Here is a 23,233-nt window from a genome sequence, read left to right as displayed (position 1 = left end):
AGGGCTGGCAGCAGGCATGCTGAGCAACTATCGCTGATCAGCATGCCGTCCTGACGTCCCTCATCGCGTCTATCGCCACACCCCCGACCTCTTCTGTCGAAACCCCCCGGGCAAGGAATCAACATGCGCTGGCTGTTTGGAAATAGGATTACACAATGGCATAGTGATGGATCGTTCGAAAGTGGGCCAATTCGGCTCAATATCGATGATATCACCGATATTGTGCGCGCCTTTGAGGAAGCGGGAATTAACTCACCGAAAATCGAGGGTGCTCCTCCTGATCGAGATGTCGCCATGCTGCATTATCGGCCCCTTGGGGACCTAGCAACTACTAGTGCCGCAGAGGTGTATCACCTGCAAATCTGGGGAGAGGTCGACGAGGCAGACCAATCAAGATGGACGCGACTGGGGCTGAGCATCTCACCGGACGGCGTACGAATCGATACCGTCATTGCGCCACCTGAGAGACAGCAGGCCATGGCCAATGCCCTGGCCAAAATCCGTGGGATTGCCGAGCATGCGCCACGAGGGCCTTTGGCCCCGGAGAGGAAAGCAGCTGCCACTGTCCTACTCCTGAACACTGCGCTGCTTGCCGCGCTCGCGGCATGCTGGATCTGGCTCGCCTTTAGCTGGAATAGCTGGCCAGGCAGGATCATGGGTGCAATCGTGGTCGCGCTGGCATTTAAAGCTGCCATGGTTCGGAAGGTCCATTTGGACCGTCGCTTCCGTGTGCATCCCAAGCGATGGTGGCTTGATCAGAAGTCGCGGGCAGAGCTGTACAGGGAACGTGCGAATGCCAGGCGTGATTTCAAGGTCAGCCTTGTATCCGGCACGGCGGGCGCTGTGCTCGGTGTGATCGGTACGATCCTGGCGGCATTGCTTAGTGGCAACTAGACGACCTCTAGAGACGTCAGGAGTCATCTACCACCATCCCGTCTGCCGCCGACCCGCTCTCCTGGGGAGCGGGTCGCCGCCCGGCCCGCCACGTCAAGCGGGCCTTGACGGCTCGTACGGACGCTGGCGGGCCGGGCGGCGGTCTGCTCGGCTCGCCCGGGTCGTCGGCTGGCGGATGGCCCCGCGCAACCACCCACGGACCGCGACCCGCCGACGCAGCCCCGGCCATCCTGGAGTCGTTGCGCCCCCGCCGGAGGCGCAGTGACCGCGACCCGGCCACCGGCGCGACCCGCCGCGCGGACCCGGCGTGCCCTTCCCTGCGCCGCGTCGCTCAGGCGCGGCGCGGCCGGCTGCCGGCCCGCGAACCTCAACCACCCTCGGCGCTGCCGTCTGCGGCGGCCCCGGGCTCCCCGCTCTCCGCGCCAGCCGCCGGGCGTGTTGCGTGGCCGGCGTGGAGCGACAGCGGAGCGTCGGACGCGCGCCCAGGCGGCGGCGCATGCGGCCCGCTCAGGGCCGCCTTGATAGACGTACAGAAAGTCCTCCCACACCGGCCGGCAGCCGGCCGTCCCGCCCCGGCCGCAGGAGTCACGACGGGTTGACGTGTCGGTACCCGGTGCTACTCTGGCGCTCGTCGAGCACGCCAGCGCGGCCTTCCTGCCGGATCGCTGGACTCGACGTCGGAGATGCCGAGCGGCCTTCCTGCCGCTGATGCGAGCCACGTCCCGCCGGCTCTCAATCGCACCGGCCGCTATGCCGGTCCCCGAATCCGCTGATCGGCCCAGCACGGTCTTCCCTGCTGTCCACGGTGGCCCGGATTCGCTCACCTCCACGGGCGGGGGCAGCCTGCGGCCACCGCCGGATGCCGATATCCCAGGCTCCCCACCCGTGCCGGCCCCCAATTGCCAAGTCCACGAGCGTGAAAGGACATGACCCATCGGCGGGAAGTGGCACGACCACGATTCCGCCCTCCGGCGTCGGCCGCCCTCTCGGCGGTGCCAGGAGACACGACGAACGCCACCAGCGGACCCACGTCCACGGCTGGTGGTGCTTCGTCTCCCCTCCCTGCCACCCCCTGATGAGGAGACAGTCGTGTCCACCACCCCGCTCACCATCTACCGCCCCGGTCTCGCCGTCGGCCGGGACGCTCAAGCCCTGCACCGCGCCGCCACGCCGGAGTTCTCCGGCTGGCTGGAACACATCCGCCCCGCCGGCGGCTGTGCCCGCCCGATCCGCCTCACCGGCACCATCGCCGCCGTCGACCGGAACACCGGCCGCATCACCGGCCAACTCCACACCGACGAGCTGCCCGGCCGAACGCTCTACAAGGCGTGCGGCAACCGCCGCGAATCGGTGTGCCCGGACTGCGCCTGGGTCTACCAGGGCGACGCCTATCAGGTCGTCTGTCGCGGCCTGACCGGCGGCAAGGGCGTCCCCGACTCGGTCGGCCGGCACCCGGTCGTCTTCGCCACCTTCACCGCCCCGTCCTTCGGGCCGGTCCACCACCGCCACGTCGCTCGCCACACCTGTCGCAGCCGGGAGCGCTGCGACTGCCGGCCCGCCCCCTGCCGCGCCCGCAGCAACGCCGGCACCTGCGAGCATGGGCAGCCCGCGGCGTGCTTCGCCCGCCACGACGCCGACGATCCGCGGCTCGGCCAGCCGTTGTGCCTCGACTGCTACGACCACGCCCACCAGGTCGTCTGGAACTACTTCTCCGGCGAACTGTGGCGGCGCACCAAACAGGCCAGCGAACGTCACCTCGCCGCCATCTGCCGCAAGCGCGGCATCCCCCTCGTCCGGGTCGTCACCGCCTCGGGCAAGGTCCGATGGGTGCCGCCCGTGCGGGTGTCGCACGGCAAGGTCGCCGAGAGCGCCGAGCAGCGGTGCACTTCCACGTCCTACTACGCCTCGACGGCGTCGACCCGGACAACCCGGACGCCCTCGTGCCGCCGCCGGCCGGCATCACCCTCGACGACCTGGAAGACGCGGTCCGCGTCGCCGCCCGGCAGATCACCGTCACCACGCCCGCACACCCCGACCGGCCGCAAGGCTGGCAGGTCGCGTGGGGCGAGCAGATCGACGTCCGGCGCATCAACACCGCCGGCGGTGAGCTGACCGACGGCAAGGTGGCCGCCTACCTCGCCAAGTACGCCACCAAGGCCACCGAAGCCACCGGCCACTCTTTCGCCCGGCTCACCCCGGCCACGATCGACGACTACGCCGATCCCGAAGGTGACCACGTCGCCCGCCTCATCGATGCCTGCTGGCACCTCGGCCGCCCTACCCACACCGACACCGCCAGCGACGCCGCAACCGCCGACGACCGTCAAGACAGCCTTGACGCCAAACCCAACATCTACGGCGGCTTGCGCCGCTGGGCGCACATGCTCGGCTTCGGCGGTCACTTCCTCACCAAAGCCCGCCGCTACTCCGTCACCTTCGCCCTGCTCCGCGCCACCCGCGCCACCTACCGCCGCACCGAAGACAACGAACCGACCGACACCTTGACTGTCGGCACCCTCACCTACCTCGGGTCCGGCTGGCTCACCGAAGGTGACGCCTTGCTCGCCAACACCGCCGCAAGACAGCGACGCGAGAGCCGACGTATCGGCCGGGAAGAACTCGCCCACGAAGCAGGGCTCGCCGGAGCCGCCGCATGACCTACGACCTCCGTCCCCGCTGGTACTCGCCGGCAGAAGTCGCCGTGCTGCTCGGCTTCGGGATCTCCAAGGTCAAGATGAAGATCGCCACCGGCGAGCTGCGCTCCATCAAGGACGGCAAGTATCGCCGCATCCTCCCCGAGTGGGTCGACGACTACATACGCGAGCAGGTCGAACGCCAGGAGGCCGCCTGATGCCCGCACGCGCCCGTGCCAACGGCGAGGGGTCGATCTTCCCGTACCGGAACGGCTTCGCCGCGTACGTTTGGGTCGAGAAGCCCGACGGGAAGCGGGGTCGGAAGTGGGTCTATGGCAAGACCCGCGAGGAGGTCCACGACAAGTGGATCAAGCTGCACGGGCAGGCCAAGGCCGGCCCGGTGGCGACCCGCTCCCCGACGGTAGGGGAGTACGCCGGCTACTGGCTGCGCGAGATCGTCAAGCCGAACCTCGCTCCCGGCAGCTACGTCACCTACGAAGTGGTGGTCCGGCTCTACCTCGCACCCGGGCTGGGCCGGAAACGCCTCGACAAGCTCCGGGTCAGCGACGTGCAGACCTGGATCAACGAGGTCGGGCGGACCTGCCAGTGCTGCGCCCAAGGCAAGGACGAGCGGCGCAAGCCCGCCCAGCGTCGATGCTGTGCCCTCGGCCGCTGCTGCCGGGATCTGCCCTCGGCAACCAGCGTTACGCACCTGCGGACTGTGCTCCGGACGCTGCTGTCGCAGGCGATCACCGAAGGGCTGATCAGCCGCAACGTCGCGTCCCTGGTGAAGCTGCCACCGATACGGAAGCGCAAGCGGAAGGCATGGACGAGCGACGAGGCACGGCGCCTTCTGGAGTCGGCCCGCGCCGACGACGACCCGCTCTACGCCGCGTACGTCCTGGTCCTGGTGCTCGGTCTGCGCAAGGGCGAAATGCTGGGGCTCACCTGGGCTGACGTCGACCTCGACGCGGGGGAGTTGACCATCGATCGACAGCTCCAGCGGGTCGGTGCCGAACTGCTGCACCGGGAGACGAAGACGGCCGCCTCGGACGCCACCCTGCCGCTGCCGGACATCTGCACCGTAGCCCTCAGCCGTCGCCGTGTCGCGCAGACCGCCGCCCGCCATGCCGCCGGCCCCGCCTGGCAGCCCTCGGACCTCATCTTCGCCACGCGCTACGGCAGGCCGGTCGAGCCGCGCAACTTCAACCGCTTCTGGGACCGCCGCTGCCACGCGGCCGGGGTCCGACGGATCACGGTCCGGGACGCCCGGCGGACCTGCGCCTCGCTCCTGGCCGACCTGGACGTGCACCCCCGGGTGGCGATGCAGATCCTCCGGCACGCGCAGTTCGCCATCACCATGGAGATCTACACGGTGGTCTCCTCGGCGGCCACCCGCGACGCCCTCAAGCGGCTCGGCAGCGCACTGGACCGGTAAGGCCCTACTGCTGTACTTCGCTGCTGTACCGGCCCCGATCGCGGCAGCAGCGGCCCCGGTCGGGGCCGCTGAGCTGCGGAAGAGTGGGCCGCCAGGGACTCGAACCCTGAACCTATGGATTAAAAGTCCACAGCTCTGCCATTGAGCTAGCGGCCCGCCCGCCCAGGCTACCGGAACCCGCCCGCGCCGGGATTCCGGCTTCCCCACCGTCCATCGATGTCCGGCACCCGACGCCCAGCCGATCAGGGGTGGCCGGCGGCGCGGTTCTCCGCTTGGCTTACCGGCATGATGATCGTACGTACGGGGGTGCTGGTCGCGGCGACCCTGCTGACCGGGCTGATGGCGGGGTTGTTCTTCGCGTACTCGTGCTCGGTGATGCCGGGGCTGGCCGCGACGGACGACCGGAGCTTCGGGCAGACCATGCGGTGGATCAACCGGCGGATCCTGAACGGGTGGTTCCTCACCGCCTTCCTCGGGTCGATGGTGCTGCTCGTGGCGGCGGTCGCGCTGCACTTCAGGAACGGGCCGGTGCTGGCCTGGACGGGCGCGGCCCTGGTCCTCTACGGCGCCACGCTGGTGATCACCATGCGGTGGAACGTGCCGCTGAACGACCAGCTCGACCGGGCCGGCCCGGCCGACGACCCGGCGGAGGTCCGCAGGCGCTTCGAGGCACCGTGGGTGCGGTGGAACCTGGCGCGGACGATCACCTCGGTCGCGGCGTTCGGCTGCCTGATCGGGGCCCTGGTGGGCAGCGACTGACGCACGGCGGCGGATCGGCGACGTGGTGGTGTCCTGCCAGTGGGTCACCGCCAGATCGCCGACCCGGCGTCGCACCAGTCTTGCCGGGCATGGCACCGGCCCGGTGGGGAACCGGGTGGGGCATGAGGTTGAGCAGCCGGCCCGCGGTGGCCGCGTCGAGCGAGGTGGCGGGGGCCGACGGGGTACGCCGGCCCGGTGGTGAGGTGCACGCCTGGCTGCCCGGGCAGAACCAGACGGTCTGCGGGCTGCCGCTGAGCCGTACCCGGCTGCGTCGCTTCCCGCACGTGCCGTTCGACTACTCGTCCACCGACGTGCTCACCGATGCCGACCCGGAGGGGTACGTCTGCCCGCGCTGCCTGGCCGCCACCCAGGGCCGCCGGCGGCAGGAGCGGAGCTGGGTACGGCACGCGCCACGGCCCTGACCGGTCCGCGGTTGGGACCCGCCGCAGCGGGTACGGCAGGCGACATGCGCATCGTGATCGTGGGGGCCACCGGCAACGTGGGGACGGCGCTGCTGCGCCGGTTGCGGCGGGAGCCCGGGACGGAACTGGTCGGCGTGGCGCGCCGGCTGCCGGGGCTGGACCCGGGGGAGCCGTACGACCGGGTGGCGTGGCACTCCTGCGACATCGGCGACCCGGGGGCGGTCGAGCGGCTGGCCGCGATCTTCGCCGGGGCGCGGGCGGTGGTGCACCTGGCCTGGCAGATCCAGCCCAGCCACGACCGACGCACCCTGTACCGGACCAACGTCGACGGCAGCCGGGCGGTGATCGACGCGGCCGTCCGCGCCGACGTCCCCGCCCTGGTGTACGCCTCGTCCGTCGGCACGTACGCGGCCGGCCCGAAGGACCACCCGGTCAGCGAGCGCTGGCCGGCGACCGGGGTGCCCGAGTCGTCGTACAGCCGGGACAAGGCCGAGGTGGAGGCGCTCCTCGATGCGGTCGAGCGGGAGCACCCGGAACTGCGGGTGGTCCGGCTGCGGCCGGGGCTGACCTTCCAGCGGGACGCCGCCACCGAGATCAGCCGCTACTTTCTCGGCCCGCTGGCCCCGGTGCGGCTGCTGCGGTACGGCCGCATCCCGCTCGTACCCACGAACCGCCGCCTCCGGATCCAGGCGGTGCACGCCGACGACGTGGCCGACGCGTACGCGAAGGCGGTTCTGGGTGACGCGCGCGGTGCCTTCAACGTGGCCGCGGACCCGGTGCTGACCCCGGAACTGGTGGCCCGGCACTTCCACGGCTGGACGCTGCCGGTGGCCGCGCCGGTGCTGCGGGCGGCGGCGGCGCTGACCTGGCAGGCGCGGCTGCAGCCGGTCGACGCCGGCTGGGTGGACCTGGCGTTGAACGTGCCGCTGATGTCCAGCGAGCGCGCCGAGACCGAGCTGGGCTGGACCCCGCAGATCGACTCGGTCACCGCCCTCCGGGAACTCTTCACCGGCATGGCAGACCGCGCCGGCACCCACTCGCCGCCCCTGTCGACCACCCCCACCCTCCCCGGCCGCCCCGCCGCCCTGCTCCACTCCCGCCTCCCCGGCCACCCCAACCCCTACTAACCACCCACCCGCCCACCCCCCAACCCCGCCGGGTTGATCAAGGAGTTCGCGTCGGAGCGGATCTTCCAGGCGACGCAAACCTCTTGATCACCGAGTTCGAGCCGGAGGGGGCGGTGTGCGGGGGCGGGTCAGGTGTGGGAGAGGGCGAAGGCGACCAGGAAGCCGAGGACGGTGATCAGGCCGACCAGCAGGTGGGCGTCCTCGAACGCCTCGGGGACCATGGTGTCGGTGATCATCGCGAGGATGGCGCCCGCCGCCAGCGCCGTGATGGCGGCCAGCACCTCGGGCGGCGCACCGCCGAGCAACGCGTACCCGGCCAGCGCCGCCACGCCGCTGACCAGGGCGATCGCTGTCCAGAGCAGGAAGACATAGCGCCGGGTGCGGCCGGCCCGGCGCATGCCGGCGGCGCTGGACAGGCCCTCAGGCACGTTGCTCAGGAAGACCGCGATCACCGTGACCAGGCTGACCGGGCCGCCGGCGAGCAGGCTGGCGCCGATCACCACCGACTCCGGTACGCCGTCCAGCAGCGCGCCGACCGCGATCGCCGTACCGGAGCCGGGCTGCTCCTGCTCGGAGGGCTGCTCCTCGCCGGAGCGCTTGCGGTGCTGGGCCCCGCGCCGGGCCAGCAGCACGTTCGCCCCGGTGTACGCGAGCGCCCCGCCCACCGCCCCGATCACGGTCGGGGTCAGGCCGCCCCGCTCGTGCGCGTCGGCGATCAGCTCGAACGAGACGGCGGAGAGCAGCACACCCGCACCGAACGCCATGACGGAGGCGATGACCCGGCGGGGCACCCGCGCGAAGTATCCGGCGACCGCCCCGATCAGGAGGGCGGACCCGGCCAGCAGGCCCCAGAAACCCGCTTCCAGCCACTGCGGCACGGGCAGCACCCTACGCCCGAGCGGGGACGAGAACCAGCTCAGAAGTCGGCGAAGAGGTACGGCAGTTGGCGCGGGAAGATGCGGCGGAGCTCGGTGGCCGCGTCCACCGGCACCACGCCGAGCCCCCGGATGGCGACCTCGGCCGGGTCGAGCACGCCGTACGCCAGGGCGCTGAGCCCGGCGGCGGTGAGCGTCGCGGTGGGGACGGTGCCGACGGCGGCGGCGCCCCCGGGCAGCACCTCCAGCCGCCCGGTGGCGCCGTCGAGCAGGTGGGTGCCGGCCAGCCAGCGGTCGCCGACCAGCTCCACGGTGACCCGGCCGGTCCCGGCCGGCAGGCCGGCGAGCGCGTCCAGGCTCAGCAGCCGGGCCATCGGGGCCGGCGACCCCGGCCGGGACACCCGCGCCTCGACGTGTACCGCCAGGTCGGTGAGCCACAGTTCGGGCAGCTCGTCGGCGGGCAGCTGGACGCGGACCCGGTCCACCTGATCGACGTGGCGGGCGAAGAACTGCAGCAGCGACGCCCGGGCGTACGGGTCGCCGGCGAGCAGGTCGTCGGCGATCAGCTCGCCGCCGTGGTCGTCGATGCGGTAGGTGACCGCGCCGACCGTCTCGCCGTCGCGGACGACGGTGAGCAGCCAGCGGTCGTCCCGGTCGCGTAGCCCGACCGCGCGGAAGTCGGGGAAGACGGCGAACCCGTGCCGCTCCTGCAGGCACCGTTCGGTGAACGCGCGCCACGCCGGGTAGCCGGCGCCGATCCGCTCCCAGACCACCTCGCCGGGCAGCTCGGCCCGGAGCAGCGGGGCCAGGTCGGCCGGGGAGAAGACCGCGGTACGCCGGGCGGGCAGCCCGACGTATCCGAAGCGCTCGTAGAACGAGGCACGGAACGGGTAGAGCGCGGTCAGCGAGTGCTCCTCGGCGCGCATCTCGTCGAGGAGCTGGTGCAGCAGCGCCCGGACGTGGCCGCGCCGGCGGGCCAGCGGGTGGGTCGCCACCCCGGCCACCCCGGCCATCGGCAGGACGCGTCCGCGCAGGTTCTGCCGCATCGGCACCGCCGAGACGGCGGCCGTGGTGCCGCCGTCCTCCTCGACGACCAGCGTCCGGTTGCCCGCGTTGTACGGCAGGTACTCCCGGAACTGCTCGACCCGGCCCGGCCCCATCGGCGACGCCTCGAACGCGTACGCCTGGAGCGGGAAGCTGTGGGTGAGGCGTTCCTCGGCGGTCAACCGGCGGATGATCATTCGTCCATCCCAACCCGGCCCGGCGGTCGGCGCAACCCGATTGCCGGGGTCAGACCGCGGTGACGTCGGAGACGATGACGGTGACGTTGTCCGGCGCGCCGGCCTGGTGGGCGAGCTTCACCAACTGCTCGCCGCACTGCTGCCGGTCGCCGTACGTGGCCAGCGCCGAGGCGATCGCGGCGTCCTCCACGTAGTCGGAGAGGCCGTCGCTGCAGAGCAGCAGCCGGTCGCCGGGTGCGACGGTGAGCATGCCGATGGCGGGCGGCGCGTCCGAGCCCTGCACGGCGCGGGTGACCAGGGAGCGCTGCGGGTGGTGCCGGGCCTGGTCGGGGGAGAGCGCACCCTGGTCGACCAGCGCCTGGACGAAGGTGTCGTCCCGGGTGAGCTGGGCCAGCGCATTGTCCCGCAGCAGATAGCAGCGGGAGTCGCCGACCTGGGCGAGGACCAGGGTGTCGCCCGCGAGCAGGCCGGCGGTCAGCGTCGTACCCATGCCGTCGCGGGCCGGGTCCACCGTGATGGCGGCCCGGATGCGCTGGTTGGCGGTGCTGACCACGGCGCGCAACGCGTCGGCGGCCTCGTCGGGGACGGTCGGCGGGGTCAGCTCGTCCAGGATCCGGATGACGATCTCGCTGGCCACCTCGCCGGCGGGCAGTCCGCCCATGCCGTCCGCGACCGCCAACAGGCGGTCACCGGCGAGAGCGGAGTCCTCGTTGTTGGTCCGGACGAGGCCGACGTCGTTGAGGATGGCCGAGCGGAGGATGAGCGTCATGGGGTCAAGCTTGCCAAGAAGACCCCACCGGCGTCTCTACGCTACCGGTGGGTATGCCGGAGAAAGATTCCCGGTGACCGGTCGGCAGCATCGTCCACAGTGGTCACCGGCGAGGGTAGCGCAGCAGCAGGCTCGCCCGTACCTCCTCGTCGCCGACTGCGGCGTAGCTGTGCGGGACGTCGGAGGTCCAGCGCAGGTGTTCGCCGGTCGCGGCGGTCAGCGGGGCGTCCAGCGGCCCGGCCCGCAGCACGCCGGCGAAGACGGTGATGTGTTCGGTCACCCCGGGCTGGTGCGCGGGGGAGAGCTGGCCCGGGCCGGGGGCGACCCGCATCCGGTAGAGCTCGTAGGTCGCGTCGGTGTCGGTGAACACCTCCAGCAGGGTGGCGGTGACCGCCGCACCGGTGACGGTGGGGGCCGCCGCGGGCTCGGAGAGGACGGCGGTGAGCGGTACGCCGAGTTGCGCGGTGATCGCGTACAGGGTCTCCAGGGTCGGGTTGCGGGTGCCGTTCTCCAGGCCGGAGAGGGTGGCCTTCCCGACGCCGGCCAGCCGGGCCAGCGTGGAGAGGGACATGCCCCGCTCCTCGCGCAGGGCACGGACCCGGCGGCCGACCGTCTCGGGCGCCCGGTCCCGGGCTGGTGGGGCTGCTGCCATGCGGCTATGGTGCTACACCGAGGCGTTCCGTAAACGGAACGGTGGACAGTCCGACGGTCGGGAGGATGACGTGGCCGGTCGACTCCAACCGGTGCTGGCCGGTCTGGTGACCGCGCTGGTCGGGTTCGCCAGCTCCTTCACGGTCGTGCTGGCCGGGCTGCGGGCGGTCGGCGCGGACCAGGCGCAGGCCGCCTCCGGCCTGCTCGCGCTCTGCCTCGCCACCGGCGCCTGCGCGGTCTGGCTCGGCCTGCGGCACCGGCTGCCTCTGGCGATCGCCTGGTCCACCCCGGGCGCGGCGCTCCTGGTGGCCACCGGTCCGGTGCCCGGCGGGTGGCCGGCCGCAGTCGGCGCGTTCCTGCTCACCGGCCTGCTGATCACCGCCGCCGGACTGGTCCCGGCACTCGGCCGGGCGGTCGCCGCGATCCCCGCCCCGGTCGCCAGCGCCATGCTCGCCGGGGTGCTCCTGCCGCTCTGCACCGCGCCCGTCCGGGCCCTGGTCGAGGTGCCCGAGCTGGCCGGGCCGGTGGTGCTCACCTGGCTGGTGCTGCACCGCTTCGCCCGCCGCTGGGCGGTGCCGGGCGCGCTGGCCGTGGCGGCCGTGGCGATCGCGCTGACCGCGTCCGGGCCGGCCCGACCGCACCTCGCCCCGGCCGTCGCGCTGACCGGGCCGGCCTGGACCGTGCCCGCCGTGGTCGGCCTCGCCCTGCCGCTGTTCCTGGTCACCATGGCCGCGCAGAACGTGCCCGGGACGGCCGTCCTCGCCGGCTACGGCTACCGCGCCCCGCTGGGCTCCGCGCTCCGGGTGACCGGGCTCGCCACCGCGCTCGGCGCGCCGGCCGGCGGGCACGCGGTGAACCTGGCGGCGATCACCGCCGCCCTGGCCGCCGGCCCCGACGCCCATCCCGACCCGGAGCGGCGCTGGATCGCCTCGGTCACCGCCGGGATCGGCATGGCGCTGCTCGGCCTCGGTGCCGGGATGGCGACCGCCCTGGTGCTGCTCTCCCCGCCGATCCTGGTCGAGGCGGTGGCCGGGCTCGCGCTGCTCGGCGCGCTGGCCGGCGCGGTCTCGGCGGCCGTCGCCGAGCCGGACGCCCGCGAGGCGGCGGTGGTCACCTTCGTGGTCACCGCCTCCGGGGTGAGCCTGCTCGGTGTGGGCGGCGCGTTCTGGGGCCTGGTCGCCGGCTGGCTGATGCTGCTGCTCTTCCGCCGCCGCCGGGGCGCCGAGCGTCCGGCACCACCCCCGACGGACGCGTCCGCGGCGGAGCCGGCCACCCCGGCGCGGGTCGGCTGATCGAATGCGTAGCGCGCAGTCCCCCGGCTTTAGCCGTGGGGATAGCGCGTCAATTTGGGACGGACAGTAGATAGCAAGATGCTGCATATTGCACGGGTGTCCGTTGCCCTGCGGTCGAACAGTGACGTCGTCTTCCAGTGCGCTTTCCATGTGGTGTGGTGCCCGAAGTACCGACGTAGGGTGCTCGGCGGCCGGATCGAGGAGCGGTTGACGCAGCTCATCCGGGAGGTGGTGGAGGAGAAAGGGGCGTGGCTGGTGGCGTTGGAAGTCATGCCCGACCACGTTCACCTGCTGGTCGAGGTGGACCCGCAGTTCGGTGTCCACAAGCTCGTCAAGGCGATCAAGGCACGGACGTCGCGGGTGTTGCGGGAGGAGTTTCCGTCGCTGCGTTCCCGGCTGCCTACCTTGTGGACGAACTCGTACTTCGTGGCGACCACCGGCGGCGATCCGGTGGCAGCGGTGGAGCGGTACGTTGAGCAGCAGAAGGGCCGTTGAATGCTGACCGGCCGCCGCTATCTGCTCGCGTTCTCCGACGAGCAGGCTGCCTACGCCGAGCAGGTGGGTGCGGTGTGTCGGGCGGTGTGGAACACCGGGTTGGAGCAGCGGCGTGAGTACCGCCGACGCGGCGCGTGGATCACTTATAACGAGCAGGCCCGGCAGGTGGCCGAGGCGAAGAGGGACCCGGCTTGCGGGTGGCTGGCTGACGCGCCGTCGCACACATTGCAGCAAACCCTGCGGGACCTGGACCAGGCGTGCAAGACGCATGGCACGTGGAAGGTGCGCTGGCGGTCCAAGGCCCGCACGGCCCCGTCGTTCCGGTTCCCCGACCCCAAGCACATCGCGGTGCGGCGGTTGAACCGCAGGTGGGGTGAGGTACGGCTGCCGAAGTTCGGGCCGGTCAAGTTCCGGTGTACCCGCCCGCTCGGCGGCACTATCCGCAACGTCACCGTCTCCCGCGACGGCGGACGCTGGTACATCTCGTTCTGCGTCGAGGACGGCGTTGCCGAGGCGGCGCCGAACGGTAAGCCGCCGGTCGGTGTGGATCGGGGTGTGGCCGTGGCGGTGGCTACCTCTGACGGGGGTCTGGACGATCGGGAGTTCGTCACTCCCGGCGAGGCGGTCCGGCTCAAGCGGTTGCAGCAGCGCCTGTCGCGGTCGCTGCGGGTCCATGGCCGCAACCGCGGGTCGAAACGTCGGGATGCTATCCGCGCGCAACTCGGCCGGCTGAATGCCCGTATCCGGGCCCGCAGGGCGGACTTTGCTGCGCAGACCGCCGTGCGGCTGGTCCGCGAGCACGGCATGGTCGCTGTCGAGGGCCTGCGGATCAAGAACATGACCGCGAGCGCGAAGGGCACCGTTGACCAGCCCGGCCGGAATGTGAAGGCCAAGGCTGGCCTGAATCGGGCCATCCTGTCAAAAGGCTGGGGCGGATTCCTGCTGAAACTGGAACACGCTGCCCGCTACCACGGAGCACACATCGAGAAGGTCAACCCCGCGTACACGTCGCAAACCTGCAATGCCTGCAAGCATGTCGCCCCGGAGTCCCGCGAGAGCCAAGCGGTCTTCCGGTGCGTCGCCTGCGGGCATCAGGACCACGCCGACGTGAACGCGGCCAAGAACATCCTCGCCGCCGGGCTGGCGGTAACAGGGCGCGGAGACCTCGCCGCAGGGCGGTCCGTGAAACGCCAACCACCCGAACGGCTCGCGGCGTGAACGCGCCTCAGCCACGGGAATCCCCCCGCCTTCAGGCGTGGGGAGGAAGTCAACAGGGCGTCACTCCTCCTCGGGCAACTCGGTGGCCGGGACGTCGAGGCGTACGCCGTCGTCGGTGACGGCCGTGATCCGGTCGGCCAGCACGTAGACCGCGCCGGTCCGGGCCCGTTCGGTGGAGACCTTGAGATATCCGGTACGTAGCAGTCGGGCGGCCAGGTCGGCGGGGACGTCCGGCTCCTCGACCGCCGCCGACTCGATCAGCTCGTCCAGGCTGCCGCCCGGGTCGACCCCGGCGGGCGCCTGCACCGTCACCGCGTTCGGGTCGCCGCGCTGGACGAGATCCACGGTGCCGACCTCGGCGCCGGTCGAGTCGACTACCCGCATGCCGGTGGTGACCCGGGAAATGACCTGCTGACTCATGTCGTCAGCGGTTCCCGGGCCGGCCCGGCGCTAAACGGGCGGGGCCCAGCCGCTCGGCGGGCGGGGCGACAACTCGCGCCAGGTGTCCGTCCCCTCCAGCAGCGCCCGGACCGTCTCCTCCGCCTCCTCCACGCTGCCGTACTCGTAGAACTGGGAGACCCCCTCGGCGCCGCCGGCGCGCTGCTCGACGTGCCAGCGGTCGCCGTCGACCCGGAGGAAGACGTCCCGCCGGGCCAGCCGCCCCCATTTCCCGTTCCACCAGTGCCTGCGCTGCTCCATGACGCGGACTCTATCGAACATGTGTTCGACACACGTCGGCCCCCGTGGGATTCCCACGAGGGCCGGTGTGCTCGGGTGGGTCAGCGCGCGGTGGGCGGCTCCTGCCGGCGGCCCAGCACGTCGTCCAGCGCGCCCCGCTGGCCCGGCGTGGCGTGGTTGCCGGCGAGCAGCGCGTCCCGGATCTCGGTGAGCAGCTTGATTTCCTCGCTCGGCGCCTTCGGCGGCGGCTCCTCGCCACGCCGCCGCCGCTCGGCGAGCTTGTTCATCGGGAAGACCACGAGGAAGTAGAGCGCCGCCGCGGTGAGCAGGAAGGTGATCACCGCGTTCACGAAGGCGATCCAGTCGAACGCGATGCCCCGGAACTCGGGAGCGGTGCCGGCCAGTCCCTTGTCGCTGCCGGTGATCAGCAGCACGAAGACCCGGATCAGCGGGTCGAGGAACGACTTGGTCAGCTGGGTGACCACGCCGGTGAACGCGGCGCCGATGACGACACCGACCGCCAGGTCGACGACGTTGCCGCGCATGATGAAGTCTTTGAAGCCCTTGAGCATCCGCACTCCAGTGCTGTCCGGTATCGGGGGTCCGGGACAACCTATGCCCTGGGCTGTGCCTCCAGAAAAGCACCGGCCTCGAGTGCGGCCCGGGTCGGGTCGCCGTCCCGGATCGCGTCGACCAGGCGACCGTGGTCGACGTACCGCTCGGGCTCCAGTGCGTCGCCCATCGCCTGGGCGACCGTGCTGCGCAGCGCGGCGCCGACCGAGGCGTACAACTCGGCCAGCATGGCGTTGTGCGCGGCGGCCACCACCGCGGTGTGCAGTGCGGCGTCCGCCTCGACGAACTCGTCCACCCGGCCGGAGCGCCACGCGGCCTCCCGGGTGGCGAGCGCGCCGTCGAGCGCCGCCAGGTCCTCGGGGGTACGCCGCAGCGCGGCGAGCCGGGCGGCCTCCACCTCGAAGGCGCGGCGGACCTCGATCACCTCGGTCATCCGGTCGTCGGTGAGCCGGCGGGCCACCACCGGGGCCAGCTCGTCGGTCGACACCACGTACGTGCCGGAGCCCTGGCGGCACTCCAGCACCCCGGCGTGCACCAGCGCCCGGACCGCCTCGCGGACGGTGTTCCGCCCCACGCCCAGCGCGGCCACGAGCTGCGGCTCGGTCGGGATCCGGCCGCCCACCGGCCACTCGCCGCCGAGGATGCGGGCCCGGAGCTGCTCGATGGTCTGGCGGACCCGGTGGCCGCGTGGGGGCACGGCGACGGCGTCGACGGGGGGTGTCACCGGTAACAACTCCTGCCGAAATTCATCCCATGATTGTAGGTTGGAGGTCATGACGCCGCCACCCACCTGCACCGAGGCACCGGCCGCCGACCAGATCACCGCCGACGTGACGCCCGGTCCGGCGCCGGCGGCGGCCCCGCCCGCAGTGGCCCCGCCGGCGGCCCGGCGGGCGGCCGGCGGCGGCGCCCTGGTGCTGGTCGGCATGCTGCTGGTCGCGCTCAACCTGCGCGCCGCGGTGACCAGCCTGGGCGCCCTGCTGGACGAGGTGCGCGGCGGCCTCGGCCTCTCCGGCACGATGGCCGGCTTCGTCACCACCCTGCCCACCATCGCGTTCGCCGGGCTCGGCGCGCTCACCCCGTGGCTGGTCCGCCGCTGGCCGGCCGCCCGGGTGCTGGTGGTGGCGATGCTCGCGCTCACCGTCGGGCAGGTGCTCCGGGTGGTCACCGACTCGGCGGCGGTCTTCGTGCTCACCAGCGCGCTCGCCCTGGCCGGCATCGCGGTGGCGAACATCCTGCTGCCGATGCTGGTCAAGCAGCACTTCGCGCACCGCACCGGGCTGGTCACCGGGGCGTACACGATGGCCCTGACCACGGGCACGACGGTGGCCGCCGCCTCGGCGGTGCCGGTGGCGCACGCCTTCGGGTCGTGGCGGGCCGGGCTCGGCGTCTGGGCCGGGCTGGCCGCGGTGGCCGTTCTCCCGTGGGTGCCGCTGGCACGGCGCGCCCGCGCCGCGCGGCGGACGGCGACCCGGGACGCGGCCGTCGCGACCTCGGCCGGGGTACGACCGGCGCGGACCCGGCTCGGCTGGGCCATGGCGGTCTACTTCGGGGCGCAGTCGCTCAGCGGGTACGCGATCATGGGCTGGCTGGCCCAGCTCTTCCGGGACGCCGGCTACGCACCGGGCACGGCCGGCCTGCTGCTCGCCGGGGTGACCGCGCTCGGCGTGCCGGTGGCGCTGGCGATGCCGACCCTCGCCGGCCGGCTGCGGACGCTGCGGCCCCTGGTGCTCGGGCTGACCGTCTTCTCGGCGGCCTCCTACCTCGGTCTGGCCGTCGCCCCGCATGGCCTCGCGCCGCTCTGGGTGCTGCTGCTCGCCCTCGGCCAGGGCGCGTTCCCGCTGATCCTGACCACCATCGGGCTGCGTGCCCGGACCGCCGAGGGCACGGTGGCGCTGTCCGCCTTCGCGCAGAGCACCGGATACGTCATCGCCGCGCTGGGTCCGCTGCTGGTCGGCATCCTCTACGAGGCGACCGGAGGCTGGACCGCGCCGATCGGTTTCCTGCTGGTCGCGCTCGCGGTGCAGACCGCGGCGGGCCTGGTGATCGCCCGCCCCCGCTACATCGAGGACGAGCGCTGAGGCGGGACGGTCAGGAGGAGGCCGGCGTCGGGTCGCCCGCGACCGCCTGCTCCACCGTCGGGTAGGTGTGCAGCACCTCGACCAGGCCGCTGACCTCGAGGATGCGGAGCACCCCGCGTTGCGGGGCGGCCAGCCGGACCACGCCGCCGGCCTCGTCGCAGCTGTTCTTCGCCCGTACGAACACGGACAGCCCGGTCGAGTCGCAGAACGACAGCTCAGCCAGGTCGAAGACGAGCCGGTTGCGCCCCTTGTCCAGCAGGTCCGTGATCTGGTCCTGCAGCTGCGGTGCCGTCGCCATGTCCAGCTCGCCCGCGACCGACACGACGACCACGTCGCCGCGCTGTTCCGTGTGCACCGTCAGGGACATACGCAGACCTCCTGTGTTCGGTGGAACGGTATCCCACGAGAAGGGGGATACGCAGAACGGGAGCCGGCATCGTGCTGTCGATCATTCCTTTGCTGCGTGACAAGTAGCGCGCAGATTCCGGTGATAGAGTCCGCCCGTCCAGAATCAGGAGGTCGTCGTGGCGTTGAGCGCGATCATCCTCCCTTCGGCCGGAGCGTGACGGTGGACGGCGGCGCGGCCATGGTCCGCTACCACGAGGCCCGGCAGCGGGCCGAGTTGCTTGCCGAGCGGCTGGTCGCGCTGGCCGACACGACTGTGCAGATGCATGCCGCGCCGAACTTCGGCCGGCTGCTGGCGGCGGCCGCGGCCGGTGCGGCACGGATCTTCAAGAGTCCGGCGGCGGTGATTGCCGAGGCCTTCGACGGCGACGGCCTGGCCGCGGTGGCCGCCGCGCCGGCCGCCGCCGGGGTCCTCGTCCCGTGGACCATCGACAGCGCCGGGGTGCCGATCGGCACCACCGTCCGGATCGACGAGCCGGGCAACTGGGGGTTGGTGGGCTGGCCGACCGGCGACACCGTCACGGTCGCCGCCGCCCGGCTACGCGAGGACCGGGCTCCGCTCTACGTGGTGGTGCCGACCGCCACGCAGACCGTCCGTACGCCGGTGCTGGTGCAGCTCGCCCAAGCCGTCGCCTCGGCGGTGGAAGCCCAGCGCTCCTTCGACCAGGAGCACCGGATCGCGGTGACCCTCCAGCGCAGCCTGCTGCCCCGCCGGCTGCCCGAGATCGCCGGCCTGGACCTGGCCGTCCGGTACGAGCCGGCGAGCGCCCACACCGAGGTGGGCGGCGACTTCTACGAGCTGGTGATGCTCGACGGCCACCTGCTGATGGCGATCGGCGACGTGGCCGGGCACTCGCTGCACGCCGCGACCGTGATGGCCGAGCTGCGGCACGCGGTGCGGGCGTACGCGGTCGAGGGGCACCCGCCGGGGGTGATCCTGGACCGGGTCAACGAGCTGATGCGCATCCTGCTGCCGAACGAGCTGGCCACGCTCTGCCTGCTGCTGCTGGACCCGGGCAGCGGGCTGGTCCGGCTGGCCAGCGCGGGGCACCTGCCGGCCCTGATCAGCACCGGCGGCCGGGTGGAGTTCGTGCAGCAGTCCGCCCCGCTGCTCGGGGTTCGCGCGCCCCGCCCGCCGGACCTGGAGTTCGTGCTGCCGGCCGGCGCGACGCTGGTCCTCTACACCGATGGCCTGATCGAGCGCCGGGACACCACCATCGACGAGGGGATGGCGGCGCTGGCCGCCGTCGCCACCCGGGTGGACGACGACCTCGACCAGTTCTGCCAGCGGCTGCTGGTCGAGCTGGCGCCGCCGGAGATCCACGACGACGTCGCGGTGGTCGCGGTCCGCCGCCGCTGAGTGCCGGTCCGTCCGCGGCACACCGTCACCCACCGCGTGACGCGGCCAGCGAGCGGGCGTACGCGGCGGGGGAGACACCGGTGACCGCGCTGAACTCGCGGACCAGATGGGCCTGGTCGGCGTACCCGAGGTCGGCGGCGACCCGCGCCCAGTCCAGCGGCCCGGCGGCGGCCTGTTCGATCGCCTCCTGGAGCCGGTACCGCCGGATCACCCACTTCGGGCCGACGCCGACGTGGTCGAGGAAGAGCCGTTGCAGCCGCCGGGTCGAGACGCCGTGCCGCCGGGCGAAGTCGTCCACCCGCAGGATCCGCCGGTCGGCGCGGATCTCCTCGACCAGCGCGGTGGCCTCGGCGGCGAGCGGGTCCGGCGCGGGCGCCCAGGCGGTGAGCAGCGCGTCCAGCCGGCGGCACCGCTCGTCGTCCGGGCCGGCGCAGTGTTCGCCCTCGACCGGCAGCCCGACCTGGGTGAGCGGCCGGCGCCGTCCGGTCAGCTCACGGACCGGCCGCCGCCAGAAGGGCCGGAAGCCGCCCGGGCGGAACTGGATCCCGCTGACCCGGCCGGTGCCGTGCAGCGTGACGGTGAACAGTTCGAGGCCGACCCCGGCGACCTCGCCGGTCTCCGGGCCGCCGGCCTGGGCCTGGAACACCACGTTGACCGCCGGGTGCGGCACCACCCGCTGCCGGTGCGGCTCGGTCAGCGCCCAGTCGACCAGCCAGTAGTGCTCGACGTACGGGCGCAGCGCGGGGGCGGCCAGCCGGCGCCGGAAGCGGACCGTCCGCAGCAGCCGGCCGGGGTCGAGGATGCCCCGGCTGTCCTGTCGCGGTTCGTGTCGCATTTTTTCAAGACCACCCCCATACGCTGGCCCTATGAGCACGAAGACTAGTGAGCTGCTGGCCGCCGCCGCGCCCCGGACGGTGGCGGTGGTCCAGGGCATCTCCGACGACCAGCTCGACCTGCCCACCCCGTGCCCCGACTACGCCGTGCGCGACCTGATCAACCACCTGTACGACGTGGTGGTCAACTTCCAGGCGCTGGCCCGGCGGCAGGAGGTGGACTGGTCGGCGAAGGAGGACCACCTGACCGAGGGGTGGCGGGACCGGTTCGCGGTGGAGACCGGGCGGCTGATCGAGGCGTGGTCGGATCCGGCGGCGCTGGAGGGCGTCTCGCCGGGGATGGGGTTGCCGCAGGAGACGGTCGGCGACATGGCCCTGATCGACCTCGCGGTGCACGGCTGGGACCTGGCCCGGGCGACCGGTCAGCGGCTCGAGATCGAGCCGGCGGTGCTGGCCGCGGGGCACGGCTTCATGGACCGGATGGGTGAGACCGGCCAGCGGATGGGCGCCTTCGGTGAGCCGGTGCCCGCCACCTCGGAGGCCACCGCGCTGGACCAGTTGCTCGGCCGGACCGGCCGGAATCCCGCCTGGACGCCCTGACGCCACGGCCCGCCCGGCACCGCGCCGCGCGGGCCGTCCTTGACACTGCTATTCGCTGAGTGAATAGTTAACCAGGTGTCCACCCCGCACGTTCTGCTCGGGCTGCTCGCCGGGGGCGCCCGGCACGGGTACGAGCTGAAGCGCGCGCACGACGAGCGGCTGCCCCGGGCCCGGCCGCTCGCCTTCGGGCAGGTCTACGCCACCCTCGCCCGGCTGCAGCGGGACGGCCTGGTGGTCCCCGCCGGCCAGCAGCGCGACGGCGGCCCCGACCGCACCTCGTACGCGCTCACCCCGGAGGGCCGGGCCGCGCTCGACCGGTGGCTCGCCACCGTCGAGCCGCCGATGCCGTACGTGGCCAGCACCCTCTTCGCCAAGGTGATGGTCGCCCTGCTGGTCGACGACGCCGACCGGGCCCGGTCCTACCTGATCGCCCAGCGCCGGGCGCACACCGAGCGGCTCCGCGAGCTGACCGCGGTGAAGACCGCCCCCTCGGCCAGCCTCGACGAGGTGATCGCGGCCGACTTCGCCATCGCCCATCTCGACGCCGACCTGCGGTGGCTGCACACCACCCTGGAACGCGTCGCCGACTGGCACCGGGAGGTGCACTCGTGACATATCTGGAGGCCCGCGGGCTGGTGAAGGCGTACGGCAGGACACCCGCCCTGCGCGGCGCGACGTTCGACGTGGCGGAGGGGGAGATCCTTGCGGTCACCGGGCCGAGCGGCTGCGGCAAGTCGACGTTGCTGCACTGCCTCGCCGGCATCCTGCGCCCCGATGCCGGGCAGGTCACCTGGCGGGGGGAACGGATCGACCTGTGGTCGGAGGCGGTCCGGTCCCGGCTGCGCCGCACCGAGTTCGGGGTGCTCTTCCAGTTCGGTCAGCTCGTCGCCGAGCTGACCGCGGCGGAGAACGTCGCCCTTCCGCTGCTTCTCGCCGGCACGGGGCGGCGAGAGGCGCGGACGGCGGCGTTGACCTGGCTGGATCGGCTCTGCGTGGCCGAGGTGGCCGACGTCCGGCCGGGCGAGATGTCCGGCGGGCAGCAGCAGCGCTGCGCCACCGCCCGGGCCCTGGTCACCGAGCCTCGGGTGCTATTCGCCGACGAGCCGACCGGCGCCCTGGACACGCTCACCGGCGAGCAGGTGCTCACCCAGCTGGTCCGGCTCGCCCGCGAGCAGCACACCACCGTCGTGCTGGTCACCCATGAGCCGCGGATCGCCGCGTACGCCGACCGCGAGGTGATGCTGCGCGACGGGCTGGTCGACCAGTCGGGCCTGGGACTCGACGCGCCAGTACCGGGCGGCCACCGGTGAAGCCCCACACCCTGTTCCGGCTCGCCCTGGCCGGCACCCGGACCGACCTGGCCCGGGTCGCGCTGACCGCGCTGAGCGCCGCGCTGGCCACCCTCGCCGGCCTGGCCGCGCTGACCGTGCTGGCCATCCGCAAGCCGCCCGGTGACGCGTGGACCCAGTCGGAGCAGTACAGCAACGCCCTGCTGCGGGAGCCGGGGCTGCGCGGCGGCACCGCGTTCGCATTGCTGCTGCTCACCCTCCCGGTGCTGGCGCTGGCCGGGCAGTGCGCCCGACTCGGCGCCCCGGCCCGGGACCGCCGGCTTGCCGCGCTCCGGCTGGCCGGGGCCACGCCCGGCCAGGTCACCCGCGTCGCGATGGCGGAGACCGGGCTGGCGAGCCTGCTCGGCACGCTCGTCGGCCTGGCTCTCTATCTCGTCGGCCACCGGCTGCTGCACCGACCCGACGCGCAAGGGCAGCTTCCGCTGCCCACCGACGTGTATCCGGCCGCGGTCGGGACGCTGGCGGTGGTGCTGGGGCTGCCGGTGATCGCCGCGGTGGCCACCGCGCTGATGCTCCGCAGGGTGACCACCACCCCGTTCGGCGTGGTGCGCAGAGTGCGGACACGAGCGCCCTGGCCCTGGCCGGGGCTGTTGATCATCGTGGGGTTGGCGGCCTTCGCGGCATTCCGGCCGGTCATCCTCTGGTACGACCGGCGGCATGCCGCACCGCCGCCGTGGCTGCTGCCGACGCTGCTGGTCGGCGGGGGCCTGGTCGCCATGATCGGCGTGGTCACCGGCACCGGTTGGATCTCCCACACCACCGGCCGGCTGCTGCACCGGTACGCCCGGCGCCCCGCCGTGCTGTTGGCCGCCCGTCGGCTGATGGCCGACCCGTGGATGGGCAGCCGGACGTTCGCCGCCCTGCTCGCCGCGCTCATCTTCGGGGCCGGCGCCGCCGTCATGAGCGCCTGGTTCGAGGCGCGGCAGGCCGCGTACGCAGCAGGCCAGCGCCGCTTCGACGAGTTGGTCGGGCAGCCGGGTGTGCCCTCCGGCGAGCAGGAGGACTTCTACCTGCGGACCATGGACCTCGTGCACACCTCGGTGGTGGTCGCCCTGGTGATCGCGGCCCTCGGGCTGCTCGTCGCGATCAGCGAAAGCGTGGTCAGTCGTCGCCGTGCGTACGCCGCGCTGGTGGCGACCGGGGTGCCGCGCAGCGTGATCGGGCGGTCCATCGCCTGGCAGGCCCTGGTGCCGGCGGTGCCGGCGATCCTGATCGCATTGGCCGTGGGCACGCTGCTGGTCTTCGGCGTCTTCGGCCGCACGGTGCGGGACGGGGGATCGACGTACGGCTCGTGCGAGGGCGGCCCTGAGGTCTGCGACAACCCGGTGACAGCGGCTGAGCACACCCGCGAGATTGTCGTCCCGGCGGTCGAACGGGTCGTGCACGTACCCGTCGAGCTGCTCGCCCTCTACGGCGCGGGTGCCCTGGCCGCGGTGCTGGTGACCGTCGGCGTCGGCGTGCTCTTCCTGCGTCCGAGCACGGAGACGACGGAGCTGCGGACCACCTGATGTGACGCGGTGACCAGCGCGAACGCTGTTCG

Annotated in this window: 25 protein-coding genes, 1 tRNA gene and 1 pseudogene; 16 read left to right on the top strand and 11 right to left on the bottom strand. The window is 72.7% G+C overall.

All coding sequences use genetic code 11. The features are described 5' to 3' along the window. The first annotated feature begins 123 nt into the window (after positions 1-123). The 4 genes and pseudogenes from ACGF4F_RS18520 to ACGF4F_RS18505 all read left to right on the top strand — a co-directional run bounded on the left by ACGF4F_RS18520 (position 124) and on the right by ACGF4F_RS18505 (position 4,965). Entirely contained in the window at positions 124-894 is a 771-nt protein-coding gene (locus ACGF4F_RS18520) for a hypothetical protein (RefSeq protein ID WP_393078687.1), read from the top strand. Positions 895-1,983: 1,089 nt separating this feature from the next. Then, positions 1,984-3,551 (top strand): annotated as a pseudogene (locus tag ACGF4F_RS18515) (replication initiator). Then, complete coding sequence (locus ACGF4F_RS18510; protein ID WP_393078684.1) at positions 3,548-3,745, top strand: excisionase family DNA-binding protein; 198 nt, start codon at positions 3,548-3,550, stop codon at positions 3,743-3,745. Before ACGF4F_RS18515 ends, ACGF4F_RS18510 begins: the two are co-directional and overlap by 4 nt. Next, entirely contained in the window at positions 3,745-4,965 is a 1,221-nt protein-coding gene (locus tag ACGF4F_RS18505) for a tyrosine-type recombinase/integrase (protein ID WP_393078681.1), read from the top strand. Before ACGF4F_RS18510 ends, ACGF4F_RS18505 begins: the two co-directional genes overlap by 1 nt. Before the next feature lie 84 nt (positions 4,966-5,049). Here ACGF4F_RS18505 and ACGF4F_RS18500 read toward each other — a convergent pair. Then, positions 5,050-5,121, bottom strand: a tRNA-Lys gene (locus ACGF4F_RS18500). Between the two features lie 129 nt (positions 5,122-5,250). Here ACGF4F_RS18500 and ACGF4F_RS18495 point away from each other — a divergent pair. The 3 genes from ACGF4F_RS18495 to ACGF4F_RS18485 all read left to right on the top strand — a co-directional run bounded on the left by ACGF4F_RS18495 (position 5,251) and on the right by ACGF4F_RS18485 (position 7,273). Beyond that, a complete protein-coding gene (locus ACGF4F_RS18495) occupies positions 5,251-5,724 on the top strand; it encodes an anthrone oxygenase family protein (protein WP_357434642.1) in 474 nt (157 codons plus the stop codon). A 122-nt stretch (positions 5,725-5,846) separates the two neighbouring features. Continuing rightward, positions 5,847-6,146 carry a hypothetical protein gene (locus ACGF4F_RS18490; protein WP_357434643.1) on the top strand — a complete coding sequence of 100 codons (300 nt, stop codon included), beginning with the start codon at positions 5,847-5,849 and terminating at the stop codon, positions 6,144-6,146. A gap of 44 nt (positions 6,147-6,190) precedes the next feature. Next, on the top strand, positions 6,191-7,273 hold the full coding sequence (locus ACGF4F_RS18485; protein WP_357434644.1) for an NAD-dependent epimerase/dehydratase family protein: 1,083 nt from the start codon (positions 6,191-6,193) through the stop codon (positions 7,271-7,273). 128 nt (positions 7,274-7,401) lie between these two features. On the opposite strand, the gene ACGF4F_RS18480 is transcribed toward ACGF4F_RS18485, so the two are convergent. The 4 genes from ACGF4F_RS18480 to ACGF4F_RS18465 form a co-directional block, all read right to left on the bottom strand. Further along, a complete protein-coding gene (locus tag ACGF4F_RS18480; RefSeq protein ID WP_357434645.1) occupies positions 7,402-8,151 on the bottom strand; it encodes a ZIP family metal transporter in 750 nt (249 codons plus the stop codon). 38 nt (positions 8,152-8,189) lie between these two features. After that, positions 8,190-9,389: an enhanced intracellular survival protein Eis gene (gene eis / locus ACGF4F_RS18475; RefSeq protein ID WP_393078676.1), complete on the bottom strand. Its 1,200-nt coding sequence runs from the start codon at positions 9,387-9,389 to the stop codon at positions 8,190-8,192. A gap of 49 nt (positions 9,390-9,438) precedes the next feature. After that, positions 9,439-10,158, bottom strand: coding sequence for a PP2C family protein-serine/threonine phosphatase (locus ACGF4F_RS18470; protein ID WP_393078673.1), 720 nt, complete (start codon positions 10,156-10,158; stop codon positions 9,439-9,441). 103 nt (positions 10,159-10,261) lie between these two features. Beyond that, entirely contained in the window at positions 10,262-10,810 is a 549-nt protein-coding gene (locus ACGF4F_RS18465) for an XRE family transcriptional regulator (RefSeq protein ID WP_357434648.1), read from the bottom strand. A 70-nt stretch (positions 10,811-10,880) separates the two neighbouring features. Between ACGF4F_RS18465 and ACGF4F_RS18460 the strand changes: the two genes are divergently transcribed. The 3 genes from ACGF4F_RS18460 (at position 10,881) to ACGF4F_RS18450 (ending at position 13,814) form a co-directional block, all read left to right on the top strand. Further along, on the top strand, positions 10,881-12,101 hold the full coding sequence (locus ACGF4F_RS18460; protein ID WP_393078670.1) for a benzoate/H(+) symporter BenE family transporter: 1,221 nt from the start codon (positions 10,881-10,883) through the stop codon (positions 12,099-12,101). A gap of 96 nt (positions 12,102-12,197) precedes the next feature. Beyond that, positions 12,198-12,596 carry an IS200/IS605 family transposase gene (gene tnpA, locus ACGF4F_RS18455; protein ID WP_393078667.1) on the top strand — a complete coding sequence of 133 codons (399 nt, stop codon included), beginning with the start codon at positions 12,198-12,200 and terminating at the stop codon, positions 12,594-12,596. Then, positions 12,597-13,814, top strand: a complete 1,218-nt coding sequence (locus ACGF4F_RS18450; protein ID WP_393078664.1) for an RNA-guided endonuclease InsQ/TnpB family protein — start codon at positions 12,597-12,599, stop codon at positions 13,812-13,814. It abuts the gene before it with no gap. A gap of 60 nt (positions 13,815-13,874) precedes the next feature. Here ACGF4F_RS18450 and ACGF4F_RS18445 read toward each other — a convergent pair whose 3' ends face one another. The 4 genes from ACGF4F_RS18445 to ACGF4F_RS18430 all read right to left on the bottom strand — a co-directional run bounded on the left by ACGF4F_RS18445 (position 13,875) and on the right by ACGF4F_RS18430 (position 15,789). Then, a complete protein-coding gene (locus tag ACGF4F_RS18445; protein WP_387271439.1) occupies positions 13,875-14,234 on the bottom strand; it encodes a hypothetical protein in 360 nt (119 codons plus the stop codon). A 30-nt stretch (positions 14,235-14,264) separates the two neighbouring features. Beyond that, entirely contained in the window at positions 14,265-14,513 is a 249-nt protein-coding gene (locus tag ACGF4F_RS18440; RefSeq protein ID WP_073834232.1) for a hypothetical protein, read from the bottom strand. An 80-nt stretch (positions 14,514-14,593) separates the two neighbouring features. Then, entirely contained in the window at positions 14,594-15,064 is a 471-nt protein-coding gene (gene mscL / locus ACGF4F_RS18435; protein WP_357434653.1) for a large conductance mechanosensitive channel protein MscL, read from the bottom strand. 41 nt (positions 15,065-15,105) lie between these two features. Then, entirely contained in the window at positions 15,106-15,789 is a 684-nt protein-coding gene (locus ACGF4F_RS18430; protein WP_357434654.1) for a FadR/GntR family transcriptional regulator, read from the bottom strand. Between the two features lie 49 nt (positions 15,790-15,838). Between ACGF4F_RS18430 and ACGF4F_RS18425 the strand changes: the two genes are divergently transcribed. Beyond that, complete coding sequence (locus tag ACGF4F_RS18425; protein ID WP_393078659.1) at positions 15,839-17,146, top strand: MFS transporter; 1,308 nt, start codon at positions 15,839-15,841, stop codon at positions 17,144-17,146. Between the two features lie 10 nt (positions 17,147-17,156). Here the strand turns inward: ACGF4F_RS18425 and ACGF4F_RS18420 are convergent, their stop codons facing one another. Further along, positions 17,157-17,513 carry an STAS domain-containing protein gene (locus ACGF4F_RS18420; RefSeq protein ID WP_073834183.1) on the bottom strand — a complete coding sequence of 119 codons (357 nt, stop codon included), beginning with the start codon at positions 17,511-17,513 and terminating at the stop codon, positions 17,157-17,159. Positions 17,514-17,732: 219 nt separating this feature from the next. On the opposite strand from ACGF4F_RS18420, the gene ACGF4F_RS18415 reads away from it, so the two are divergent. Then, complete coding sequence (locus tag ACGF4F_RS18415; protein ID WP_393078941.1) at positions 17,733-18,911, top strand: PP2C family protein-serine/threonine phosphatase; 1,179 nt, start codon at positions 17,733-17,735, stop codon at positions 18,909-18,911. A 25-nt stretch (positions 18,912-18,936) separates the two neighbouring features. Here ACGF4F_RS18415 and ACGF4F_RS18410 read toward each other — a convergent pair whose 3' ends face one another. Beyond that, positions 18,937-19,746, bottom strand: a complete 810-nt coding sequence (locus tag ACGF4F_RS18410) for a DUF6597 domain-containing transcriptional factor (RefSeq protein ID WP_393078656.1) — start codon at positions 19,744-19,746, stop codon at positions 18,937-18,939. 31 nt (positions 19,747-19,777) lie between these two features. Between ACGF4F_RS18410 and ACGF4F_RS18405 the strand changes: the two genes are divergently transcribed. From ACGF4F_RS18405 to ACGF4F_RS18390, 4 genes are all read left to right on the top strand, one after another. Continuing rightward, a complete protein-coding gene (locus tag ACGF4F_RS18405; protein ID WP_393078653.1) occupies positions 19,778-20,344 on the top strand; it encodes a TIGR03086 family metal-binding protein in 567 nt (188 codons plus the stop codon). Between the two features lie 75 nt (positions 20,345-20,419). Further along, positions 20,420-20,956, top strand: a complete 537-nt coding sequence (locus tag ACGF4F_RS18400) for a PadR family transcriptional regulator (RefSeq protein ID WP_393078650.1) — start codon at positions 20,420-20,422, stop codon at positions 20,954-20,956. Beyond that, the gene (locus tag ACGF4F_RS18395; RefSeq protein WP_393078647.1) at positions 20,953-21,654 is read left to right on the top strand and encodes an ABC transporter ATP-binding protein; all 702 of its coding nucleotides are present in this window, start codon (positions 20,953-20,955) and stop codon (positions 21,652-21,654) included. The genes ACGF4F_RS18400 and ACGF4F_RS18395 overlap by 4 nt, the downstream gene beginning before the upstream one ends. Further along, the gene (locus ACGF4F_RS18390; protein ID WP_393078644.1) at positions 21,651-23,201 is read left to right on the top strand and encodes an FtsX-like permease family protein; all 1,551 of its coding nucleotides are present in this window, start codon (positions 21,651-21,653) and stop codon (positions 23,199-23,201) included. The genes ACGF4F_RS18395 and ACGF4F_RS18390 overlap by 4 nt, the downstream gene beginning before the upstream one ends. Positions 23,202-23,233: the final 32 nt, after the last annotated feature.

Origin of the sequence: Micromonospora sp. NPDC047740, from assembly GCF_043204735.1 — a bacterium.
GTDB lineage: Bacteria > Actinomycetota > Actinomycetes > Mycobacteriales > Micromonosporaceae > Micromonospora.
Note: the sequence above shows the minus strand (reverse complement) of the source record. Positions and strands in the feature narration are given on the sequence as shown.

Excerpts from the sequence above, each read along its gene's own strand:
- ACGF4F_RS18450 (WP_393078664.1), top strand. The coding sequence starts at position 12,597 with ATGCTGACCGGCCGCCGCTATCTGCTCGCGTTCTCCGACGAGCAGGCT.
- ACGF4F_RS18425 (WP_393078659.1), top strand. The coding sequence starts at position 15,839 with ATGACGCCGCCACCCACCTGCACCGAGGCACCGGCCGCCGACCAGATC.
- ACGF4F_RS18445 (WP_387271439.1), bottom strand. The coding sequence starts at position 14,234 with ATGAGTCAGCAGGTCATTTCCCGGGTCACCACCGGCATGCGGGTAGTC.
- ACGF4F_RS18495 (WP_357434642.1), top strand. The coding sequence starts at position 5,251 with ATGATGATCGTACGTACGGGGGTGCTGGTCGCGGCGACCCTGCTGACC.
- ACGF4F_RS18415 (WP_393078941.1), top strand. The coding sequence starts at position 17,733 with ATGGTCCGCTACCACGAGGCCCGGCAGCGGGCCGAGTTGCTTGCCGAG.
- eis (WP_393078676.1), bottom strand. The coding sequence starts at position 9,389 with ATGATCATCCGCCGGTTGACCGCCGAGGAACGCCTCACCCACAGCTTC.
- ACGF4F_RS18505 (WP_393078681.1), top strand. The coding sequence starts at position 3,745 with ATGCCCGCACGCGCCCGTGCCAACGGCGAGGGGTCGATCTTCCCGTAC.
- mscL (WP_357434653.1), bottom strand. The coding sequence starts at position 15,064 with ATGCTCAAGGGCTTCAAAGACTTCATCATGCGCGGCAACGTCGTCGAC.
- ACGF4F_RS18470 (WP_393078673.1), bottom strand. The coding sequence starts at position 10,158 with ATGACGCTCATCCTCCGCTCGGCCATCCTCAACGACGTCGGCCTCGTC.
- ACGF4F_RS18410 (WP_393078656.1), bottom strand. The coding sequence starts at position 19,746 with ATGCGACACGAACCGCGACAGGACAGCCGGGGCATCCTCGACCCCGGC.
- ACGF4F_RS18485 (WP_357434644.1), top strand. The coding sequence starts at position 6,191 with ATGCGCATCGTGATCGTGGGGGCCACCGGCAACGTGGGGACGGCGCTG.
- ACGF4F_RS18490 (WP_357434643.1), top strand. The coding sequence starts at position 5,847 with ATGAGGTTGAGCAGCCGGCCCGCGGTGGCCGCGTCGAGCGAGGTGGCG.
- ACGF4F_RS18405 (WP_393078653.1), top strand. The coding sequence starts at position 19,778 with ATGAGCACGAAGACTAGTGAGCTGCTGGCCGCCGCCGCGCCCCGGACG.
- ACGF4F_RS18510 (WP_393078684.1), top strand. The coding sequence starts at position 3,548 with ATGACCTACGACCTCCGTCCCCGCTGGTACTCGCCGGCAGAAGTCGCC.
- ACGF4F_RS18465 (WP_357434648.1), bottom strand. The coding sequence starts at position 10,810 with ATGGCAGCAGCCCCACCAGCCCGGGACCGGGCGCCCGAGACGGTCGGC.
- ACGF4F_RS18440 (WP_073834232.1), bottom strand. The coding sequence starts at position 14,513 with ATGGAGCAGCGCAGGCACTGGTGGAACGGGAAATGGGGGCGGCTGGCC.
- ACGF4F_RS18420 (WP_073834183.1), bottom strand. The coding sequence starts at position 17,513 with ATGTCCCTGACGGTGCACACGGAACAGCGCGGCGACGTGGTCGTCGTG.
- ACGF4F_RS18520 (WP_393078687.1), top strand. The coding sequence starts at position 124 with ATGCGCTGGCTGTTTGGAAATAGGATTACACAATGGCATAGTGATGGA.